This window comes from Sporosarcina sp. HYO08 (assembly GCF_001563475.1).
Taxonomy (GTDB): domain Bacteria; phylum Bacillota; class Bacilli; order Bacillales_A; family Planococcaceae; genus Sporosarcina.
This window is the reverse complement of the sequence record NZ_LPUT01000018.1, coordinates 1-1049: the sequence shown is the minus strand read 5'-3', so window position 1 is coordinate 1049 and position 1049 is coordinate 1. Positions and strand designations below refer to the sequence as shown.

Sequence of the window (1049 nt, the reverse complement as noted above, 5' to 3'; positions counted from 1 at the left end):
AACCCTTACGGGAGCCAGCCGCCGAAGGTGGGACAGATGATTGGGGTGAAGTCGTAACAAGGTAGCCGTATCGGAAGGTGCGGCTGGATCACCTCCTTTCTAAGGATAATTACGGAATGTAAACCTTGGGTTTACAAGTTAACGTTTTGCGTTCAGTTTTGAAGGTTCATGGAAAAGTGGAAAACACCGCTTAGATATGAAAACTTCAAAACTTGTTCATTGAAAACTGGATAAAACGACATTGAAAGCAACAAATCAAGTAATCAACCGAGTCGATTACATTATGTAATCACTTATTTGCAATACCTTTTTAACGATTTAACTTTATATCGCTATGAAGTTGATCGACCATTTTAGGTTAAGTTATAAAGGGCGCACGGCGGATGCCTTGGCACTAGGAGCCGATGAAGGACGGCACTAACACCGATATGCTTCGGGGAGCTGTAAGTAAGCTTTGATCCGAAGATTTCCGAATGGGGGAACCCACTGTCCGTAATGGGACAGTACATCTACGTGAATACATAGCGTATATGTGGCAGACCCGGAGAACTGAAACATCTAAGTATCCGGAGGAAGAGAAAGAAAATTCGATTCCCTGAGTAGCGGCGAGCGAAACGGGATTAGCCCAAACCAGGAAGCTTGCTTCCTGGGGTTGTAGGACACTCTATACGGAGTTACAAAAGGTTGGATTAGACGAAGCGATCTGGAAAGATCTGCCGCAGAGGGTAAAAGCCCCGTAGTCGAAAATCCATCCACTCCAGAGTGGATCCTGAGTACGGCGGAACACGTGAAATTCCGTCGGAATCCGGGAGGACCATCTCCCAAGGCTAAATACTCCCTAGTGACCGATAGTGAACCAGTACCGTGAGGGAAAGGTGAAAAGCACCCCGGAAGGGGAGTGAAATAGAACCTGAAACCGTGTGCCTACAAGTTGTCAGAGCCCGTTAATGGGTGATGGCGTGCCTTTTGTAGAATGAACCGGCGAGTTACGATTCCATGCAAGGTTAAGCAGTGAATGCGGAGCCGCAGCGAAAGCGAGTCTGAATAGG

2 rRNA genes are annotated in these 1049 nt (G+C 47.1%); both read left to right on the top strand.

The window, feature by feature from the left end:
* A 16S ribosomal RNA gene (locus AU377_RS06985) occupies positions 1-99 on the top strand; the annotation flags it as partial.
* A 257-nt stretch (positions 100-356) separates the two neighbouring features.
* Positions 357-1049, top strand: a 23S ribosomal RNA gene (locus tag AU377_RS06980); the annotation flags it as partial.